Origin of the sequence: Collimonas sp. (assembly GCF_044339385.1) — a bacterium.
Classification (GTDB): domain Bacteria; phylum Pseudomonadota; class Gammaproteobacteria; order Burkholderiales; family Burkholderiaceae_D; genus Collimonas.
In genome coordinates, this window is record NZ_JBIIVN010000126.1 from 1 (window position 1) to 7,643 (window position 7,643).

At 57.7% G+C, this 7,643-nt stretch carries 8 protein-coding genes and 1 pseudogene; all 9 read right to left on the minus strand.

Annotation, left to right across the window (positions count from 1 at the left end):
• Positions 1-1,287 (minus strand): aspartate--tRNA ligase (gene aspS, locus ACIQ0R_RS09560; RefSeq protein WP_395826551.1); only part of this gene is annotated, 1,287 nt, incomplete at its 3' end.
• Positions 1,288-1,398: 111 nt separating this feature from the next.
• Positions 1,399-2,037 (minus strand): DUF502 domain-containing protein, encoded by a 639-nt coding sequence (locus ACIQ0R_RS09565; RefSeq protein ID WP_395826553.1) that lies wholly within the window; start codon positions 2,035-2,037, stop codon positions 1,399-1,401.
• A gap of 69 nt (positions 2,038-2,106) precedes the next feature.
• The gene (locus ACIQ0R_RS09570; RefSeq protein ID WP_395826555.1) at positions 2,107-2,466 is read right to left on the minus strand and encodes an FmdB family zinc ribbon protein; all 360 of its coding nucleotides are present in this window, start codon (positions 2,464-2,466) and stop codon (positions 2,107-2,109) included.
• 149 nt (positions 2,467-2,615) lie between these two features.
• A complete protein-coding gene (locus ACIQ0R_RS09575; protein ID WP_395826557.1) occupies positions 2,616-3,677 on the minus strand; it encodes a PotD/PotF family extracellular solute-binding protein in 1,062 nt (353 codons plus the stop codon).
• Positions 3,678-3,695: 18 nt separating this feature from the next.
• Positions 3,696-4,484 carry an ABC transporter permease gene (locus tag ACIQ0R_RS09580; protein ID WP_395826559.1) on the minus strand — a complete coding sequence of 263 codons (789 nt, stop codon included), beginning with the start codon at positions 4,482-4,484 and terminating at the stop codon, positions 3,696-3,698.
• The gene (locus tag ACIQ0R_RS09585; protein ID WP_395826562.1) at positions 4,477-5,388 is read right to left on the minus strand and encodes an ABC transporter permease; all 912 of its coding nucleotides are present in this window, start codon (positions 5,386-5,388) and stop codon (positions 4,477-4,479) included. Before ACIQ0R_RS09585 ends, ACIQ0R_RS09580 begins: the two co-directional genes overlap by 8 nt.
• Complete coding sequence (locus ACIQ0R_RS09590) at positions 5,381-6,466, minus strand: ABC transporter ATP-binding protein (protein WP_395826564.1); 1,086 nt, start codon at positions 6,464-6,466, stop codon at positions 5,381-5,383. Before ACIQ0R_RS09590 ends, ACIQ0R_RS09585 begins: the two co-directional genes overlap by 8 nt.
• A gap of 190 nt (positions 6,467-6,656) precedes the next feature.
• A complete protein-coding gene (locus ACIQ0R_RS09595; RefSeq protein ID WP_395826566.1) occupies positions 6,657-7,271 on the minus strand; it encodes a methyltransferase domain-containing protein in 615 nt (204 codons plus the stop codon).
• Between the two features lie 9 nt (positions 7,272-7,280).
• A pseudogene (locus ACIQ0R_RS09600) lies at positions 7,281-7,643 on the minus strand (ubiquinone biosynthesis regulatory protein kinase UbiB); the annotation flags it as partial.

The following is a 7,643-nucleotide window of genomic DNA, read 5'->3' on the forward strand; positions in this document are numbered from 1 at the left end:
GAACAGGCCGAGCTTCTTGCCGAATTCGCTGTGACCGATCTTCACGCGCAACGCGCCGATGGCATCGTTGACTACCTTGGCCTTGTCGGCGCCGAAGAAAATCAGGTCGCCGTCTTCAGCGCCGGTCTGCTCAATGATCTGCGCCAGCGCGGCGTCATGCAGGTTCTTGACGATCGGCGATTGCAAGCCGTCGCGGCCCTTGGCCTTTTCATTGATCTTGATGTACGCCAGGCCCTTGGCGCCATAAATGGCGACAAACTGCGTGTAGGCATCGATTTCGGAGCGCGGCATAGCGGCGCCGCCAGGCACACGCAGACCAACCACGCGGCCGTTTGGCATGTTGGCAGCACCGGCGAACACCTTCAACTCGACGTCTTTCATGACGGCGGTCAGATCGGTGAATTCCAGCTTGACACGCATGTCCGGCTTGTCAGAGCCGTACTTGGCCATCGCGGTGGCGAAGTCCATGACCGGGAACGGGTTAGGCAGATCGATATCCAGCGCGTTCTTGAACACCAGGCGGATCATGCCTTCGAACATGTCGCGGATTTCCTGTTCCGACATGAACGAGGTTTCGCAATCGATCTGGGTAAATTCTGGCTGGCGGTCAGCACGCAAATCTTCATCGCGGAAACATTTGACGATCTGGTAATAACGGTCAAAGTTGGCCGCCATCAGCAATTGCTTGAACAGCTGTGGCGATTGCGGCAATGCAAAGAACTGGCCGGCGTTGACGCGCGACGGCACCAGATAGTCGCGTGCGCCTTCCGGCGTCGACTTGGTCAGCGTCGGGGTTTCGATATCGATGAAACCGTGGGCGTCCAGGAACTTGCGCACTTCCATCGTCACCTTGTAACGCAGGCGCAGGTTGTTCTGCATTTGCGGGCGGCGCAGGTCCAGCACGCGATGCGTCAGGCGCGTGGTTTCGGACAGGTTGTCGTCATCCAGCTGGAACGGTGGTGTTACCGATGGGTTAAGCACTTCCAGCTCATGCGCCAATACTTCGATCTTGCCGGATTTCAGGTTGGCGTTGCCGGTACCGTCAGGCCGCAGGCGCACGACGCCGGTGATACGCAGGCAGAATTCGTTGCGCACCGCTTCGGCATTTTTGAATACTTCAGCACGATCCGGATCGCAGACCACTTGCACCAGGCCTTCGCGGTCGCGCAGATCGATGAAAATGACGCCGCCATGATCGCGGCGACGGTGCGCCCAGCCGCACAAGCTAACGGTTTGGCCGAGAAGTGCCTCAGTAGTGAGGCCGCAGTATTGGGTTCGCATGGACATATTCAGTTTTTCGCAGTTCAGATGTTGTAGATATTGAATGTTGATGCTTGTCTTTGACGCTGGTTGCGGCGTTGCCTGCGCTGAGCCGGCGCTCTCAACGCCGCCGCTCCCTTATTCGCCGGTTCCCGGCGGCGTGTCGACAACCAATTTTCTGCCGACCTGCTGCTCCGGCGCCACCACGCCCATCGAGACGATGTATTTCAATGCTTCGTCGACGCTCATGTCGAGTTCAATGGTGTCGGCACGCGGCAGCATCAGGAAAAAACCGGAAGTCGGATTTGGCGTCGTCGGTACGTAGACGCTGACGTGATCACCGACCAGATGGTTCTTGACATCGCCGCCCGGCGCCCCGGTCAGGAAGGCGATGGTCCACGAACCCTGGCGCGGATACTGCACCAGCAGCGCCTTGCGAAAGGCATTGCCGGATGACGAAAACAAGGTATCCGAGACTTGCTTGACGCTGGAATAGATCGAGCTGACAACCGGAATCCGGGTCAGCACCGCTTCCCACAGCGCGACGATCTGGCGCCCGATGAAATTGCGCGTCGCCAGGCCGGTCAGGAAAATAACCAGCAGGGTGAGGATCGTGCCCAGGCCGGGAATGTCATGGCCAAACATGACTTTCGGCCGCCATTGTTCTGGCAGCAGCAGCAGCGACTGATCCATCGTACCAATGATCAGATTGAGCACCCATAGCGTGATTGCCAGGGGCACCAATACCAGCAGACCGGTGATGAAGTATTTACGCATGGCTTTCTTTGTCGCGCGGCGCGCGTGGCATGCCGCTTGGTTCAACTTGCAGGAACTACATGAATGACATTATGTTGCCGATGCAGCCGGCGTACTTCCGGTGCCGGCCGGTGCCGCTGCACTGGCAGTTGGCGCAGCAGACGGCGCTGGCGCTGGCGTCGACGTTGCTGCTGCCGCGTCAGACGAAGTACCGCCAGTGCTGGCGGCAGGCTCGGCAGCTGTTGCCGGCGGCACTGTCGCTCCGGCGCCACCACGGAAATCGGTGACATACCATCCGGTGCCTTTGAGCTGAAAACCAGCTGCAGTGACCTGCTTCCTGAATTCGGCTTTGCTGCATGACGGACAGACCGTCAGCGGCTCATCGGATATCTTTTGCAACACATCTTTGGCAAAACCACAGGCTTCACAGCGATACGCATAAATCGGCATGATAAAACTCCGCAAATATCTTACAAAACCCTGAATTATAAAGGTTTTTTACAGCTTAGATGAGCTTCGGCAACAGCTTGTAGCAACAGTCCTAAGAATCGGCGCTTGCATTGCCAATATTTCATCTCCGCCAACGCCGCTGCGGTCAATCAACGTGCCCGGATCTCTGTCCAGATGCGGTTTAGGCTGCGCCGTTGCTTGCCGTTGAGGTCTTTCAGCATTTCCAGTTTGGCGAAACCAGCCTTGTCCGGAAAAATCGCCGGGTTGTTGGCGATTTCCGGCTTGATGTATTTGGCGGCGCCGGCATTAGGATTGCCGGAGCCGATCAGATTGCTCAATTCGGCGGCATTTTTACCGTCCAACATGAAATTGATGAATTTCAGCGCCAGATCCGGCCGCGGCGCCGCTTTATGAATCACCATGCTATCCAGCGCCAGTACCGCACCCTCTTTCGGCATGGCATGACGAATACGGAATTTGCGGCCGGCCTTCTGCGCATCGACATCCGCCTGGAAGATGTCATTCGAATAACCATGCACTAGCCAGATATTGCCAACCGTTAACTCCTTGATATAGCTGCTGCCATTGAAGGCGGCCCAATAAGGCTTGGCCTTGAGGATCACATCCTTGGCCTGCTGCCAGTGCTGTTCATCGGTATCGTTGGCGGAATAGCCGAGATACTTGAGGGCGGCGGCCATCAGTTCGCTGGCCGAATCCAGCACAGTGACCTTGCCCTTGATCTTGGCTAAGACAGTTGGATCGAAGATCGCCGCCCAGCTATCTACCGCAATGCCCAGCTCCTTCATCTTCTGCTCGTTATAACCGAGCAAGGTCACGGTGTAGGCGTAAGGTACGGAATATTTGTTGCCCTTGTCGAAATCCGTATTCAGGTAAGTCGGGTTGATGTTCTTCAGGTTCGGCAGTTGCGCCTTGTCGAGCGGCAGTAAGGCTTGTTGCTTGATCAATGCGTCGAGCGCATTGCCGGTCGGGACGATGATGTCGTAACCTTTGGCGCCAGCTGCCAGCTTGGCCAGCATTTCCTCGTTGTCGCCATAATAAGTCTGCACCACCTTGCACTTGCAAAACGCCTCGAAACGTTGCACGGTTTCCGGCGCGATGTAGTTGTTCCAATTGTACAAACGCAGTTCGTCGGCGGCGTGCGCGGTAAAACTGGCGAACAGCAGTGTCGCAATGGCGAGCAGTTTTTTCATGGTTATCCTGAACAACGGTTAAGAGGAACGAATGGCATTCGGCGCCAACTTGGACGCAATGATTATAAGCACCAGGGTCAGGCCCATCAACAAGGTCGACACCGCATTGACTTCAGGCGTGACGGCAATCTTGATCATTGAATAAATCTGTAGCGGCAAGGTGGAGGCGTTGGCGCCTGCGGTAAAGAAGGTGATCACAAAATCATCGATCGATAACGTGAACGCCATCAGCGCACCCGCCACTACGCCCGGCATGATCAGCGGCAGCGTCACCAGGCGGAAAGCCTGCCACGGCGTGGCACCGCAATCGCGCGCCGCTTCAGTCAGGCTTTCATCCATGCCGGACAAGCGCGAGCGCACCACAATGGCAACGAAACCGATGCAAAACGCGATGTGTGCCAAAGCGATGGAGACCAGGCCCAGCGTGATGTTGAGCATCACGAAGAAGATCAGCAGCGATACGCCCACCAGAATTTCCGGAATCGCGATCGGCGTCAACACCAATAGCGGCAGTAGCTTGAGCTTGTAACGATGCATCGCAAAACCGGCCATCGTGCCGAGCGTGGTGGCGGCAGCGCTGGCGACCAGCGCGATGATCAGCGAGTTGCCGGCAGCGCGCAGCATCCCATCGTTGCGGAACAGCTTGCGATACCAGTCGAGCGTAAAGCCAACCCACTCGGCATTGAGCTGCGAGTCGTTGAATGAATACACCACCACGATGATCAGCGGCACATACAGGAACGCGTAAACAGCCAGCGCCACCAGCCATAGCCATAGCCAGAGCGGGCGTCTGATTGCCTTAACCATGCGCGGCCCTCCTTGGCTTTGCCACCAACACCGCCAGTCCGGCAGCCAGCAACACCGCTACCGTCAACACGATCGACAGGACGCTGCCGAAAGGCCAGTCGCGGGTTTCCAGGAACTGTTGTTTGATGACGTTACCGATCATGTCGCTGCCGGTGCCACCCAAAATATCGGACACCGCAAAGATGCCGAGTGCCGGTATGAACACCAGCGCCGCGCCGGCATATACGCCCGGCAAAGACAACGGGAACGTAATGCGCCAGAAGCGCTGCCATGCCGAAGCGCCGAGATCCTGCGCGGCATCGACCAGCGCCGGATCGTGCTTTTCCAGGTTGGCGTAAAGCGGCAGCACCATGAACGGCAGATGCACATAGACCAGCCCGACAATCACCGCAAACGCGGTAAACAGCAGGCGCACCGGCGCGATTCCAGCCAGGCCGAGTATGTAATTGATAGCTTGCGTAAGGCCCGACTGCGGGCCGAGGATAATCATCCAAGCGTATACCCGAATCAGGAAATTGCTCCAGAACGGCAGAATTACCAGCAGAATCAATAAATCGCGATATTTTTTTGGACTGCGCGCAATCAGCAGAGCCAATGGATAGGCCATCAACAGGCAGCACACGGTGGTGATCAGTGCATACATCAGCGACTTCAGGAAGATCGCGGTGTAGATGAAATCGGCGGCGAAACGTTGATAGCTTTCCAGCGTCAGGTCTAGCTTGCCGGTTTCATCGAAGATCGGCGCCAGGCCGCCGTAATCGCCGGCGTAGCGCAGCGAGGCGAACACCGTGATCAGGCTCGGAATGGCGAAGAACAGCAACAGATAGAGCAGCGGCGGGCCGCTGATGAGCCAGCGTGCCAGGCGGCCGCGCGAGGCTGCGGTGGATTTACCCGGCTTACTCATACAAGAAATGCCCCGCATCAAATTGCCAGGCAACATCGACCGTATCGCCGACTTCAAAGAACTTGGCGCGGCCCGCTGCCGAATTGGCCAGCAACGCTTCAATTTTTGCACCGCCTTCGGTCTGCACGATATAGACGGTAACATCGCCGAGGTACAGCAGCTCCTTGACGAAACCCTTGAAGTGGTTCGCAGCGCTATCTGTGCCGATTTCGGCGCTGATATGGATTTTCTCGGGACGCAAGGCCAACGTACCCTTGCGACCGGCTGCTGCACCGGCCGGCAATGCGCTCTTGACCAAGCCCAGGCCTGGTATGTCGAGCTGCATCGAAGCGCCGTCGATACTGGCAATGGCGCCGTCGAACAGGTTGCAGGTGCCGATGAAATCGGCGACGAAACGGCTGCGCGGATAACTGTAAATGCGCGATGGCTCGTCGAGCTGTTCGACATTGCCGCGGTTCATGACGGCGATACGGTGCGACAGCGCCAGCGCCTCGCCCTGATCGTGGGTCACGTAGACGAAAGTGATGTCGACTTCTTTTTGCAGATTGATCAGTTCGATCTGCATTTGCTCGCGCAGCTTGGCGTCCAGCGCCGACAGCGGCTCGTCGAGCAGCAACAACTTGGGGCGCGACACCAGCGCCCGCGCCACGGCCACGCGCTGACGTTGCCCGCCTGATAACTCGTGCGGAAAGCGCGTTGCAAAACCGCTCAGCCGCACATCTTCCAGCGCCTCATCGACGCGGGCGCGAATCTGCTGCGGTGGCACCTTGGCCATTTTCAGCGGGAAAGCGATATTGGCGCCGACCGTCATGTGCGGGAACAGCGCGTAGTTCTGAAATACCGTACAAACCGGGCGTTTCTCAGGCGAGCTGCCAACCAGATCGACGCCATCGAGCAGTATCTGGCCGGAATCCGGCAGATCGAAGCCGGCAATCATGCGCAACAACGTGGTTTTACCGCAGCCGGAAGGACCCAGCAAAGTAAAGAATTCGCCGGCTTCGATCGACAAACTGATGTTATCGACAGCGGCAAAGTCGCCAAAGCGGCGACTGACATTACGGATTTCTAGCAGCGCCATATGTCTTCAATATGCCTTCAAATTCAAAGGGGGGAGGGCGAAAAACCGCCAATTGTAGCAAGGCGCCAGTCATTTATGTAAAAAAGCCGCGCAGGGTGGGCACCTGCGCGCCCCCATACATTCAGCGCCGCCTGCTAAGTAGTTTCAACGCCTTGCAGCCTTGCCTTGTGCTCTGGCTATCATACCGACCTTAAGGTCGTCGGCGCCATTCCAGCCAGCGCTCTTTCCCCTCAAACACAGAGATGGACTCGCTGACCTCGCGCTCGTCGACCAACTCGAAATTGGCATGCAATAAGCGTTCCAGTTCCGGGCGGCTGATGCCGAACAGCGGCCCCTTAGGCGCATCGTCAAAAAAGAAGAAGCCGGCCAGCGTTGCCCCTGGCGGCGGCAACTCGGCCCAACGGCTAACAATCTGAGCGCGCCTGGCGGCTGGTAAAGCGCACAAGAACGCACGCTCATAGATCAAACCGAGCGGCTGCGGTGGTTGATAGGTAAAAAAGTCAGCTTGCAACACGTGCCCGGCCCATGGCCCCAAAAGCTTGCGTGCCGCGCTCACCGCAGCAGCGGAAAAATCGATGGCGGTGACATCCCATCCGGCCGCTGACAGGCAAGCCACTTCGTAGCCGCTGCCGCAACCCGGGATCAGGGTAGGAACTGGCGTACTGCGCGCCAGATAGTGCTGCAATGCCTGCGGCACACCGCCGCTATCCCATGGCATGAAGTCATGCTCGAAGCGCTCGCTCCAGAAATCCGGCTGGGACGGATCGCGGCTGGAAAACTGCGGAATGACGTCAGGCCTGGTCATCGCTTACCACTAGATCATGTGGCTAAAACGCAAATAAATCAGCGTCAACAGCATGCCCGCCGCCAGGCCGCCACCGGCATACACCAGTATGCCGAGCAAGCGGTTGGTCTGGCGCTGTTCCGCAAGCAAGCGCAACATCATCTCATTGCCTTGCTCTGCCATCGGCTCGACCACCTGGGTCAGCGCCTGATGCGCCAGACGCGGCAACTGCGGCAACAGCTTGCTGTACCGCGGCACTTCGATTTTCAGTTGCTGGAGCAGGCCGCGCCAGCCCATCTGCTCGCTCATCCAGCGCTCCAGGTAGGGCTTGGCGGTTTTCCAAAGATCAAGCTCGGGATCCAGTTGACGACCCAGACCTTCGACGTTGAGCAA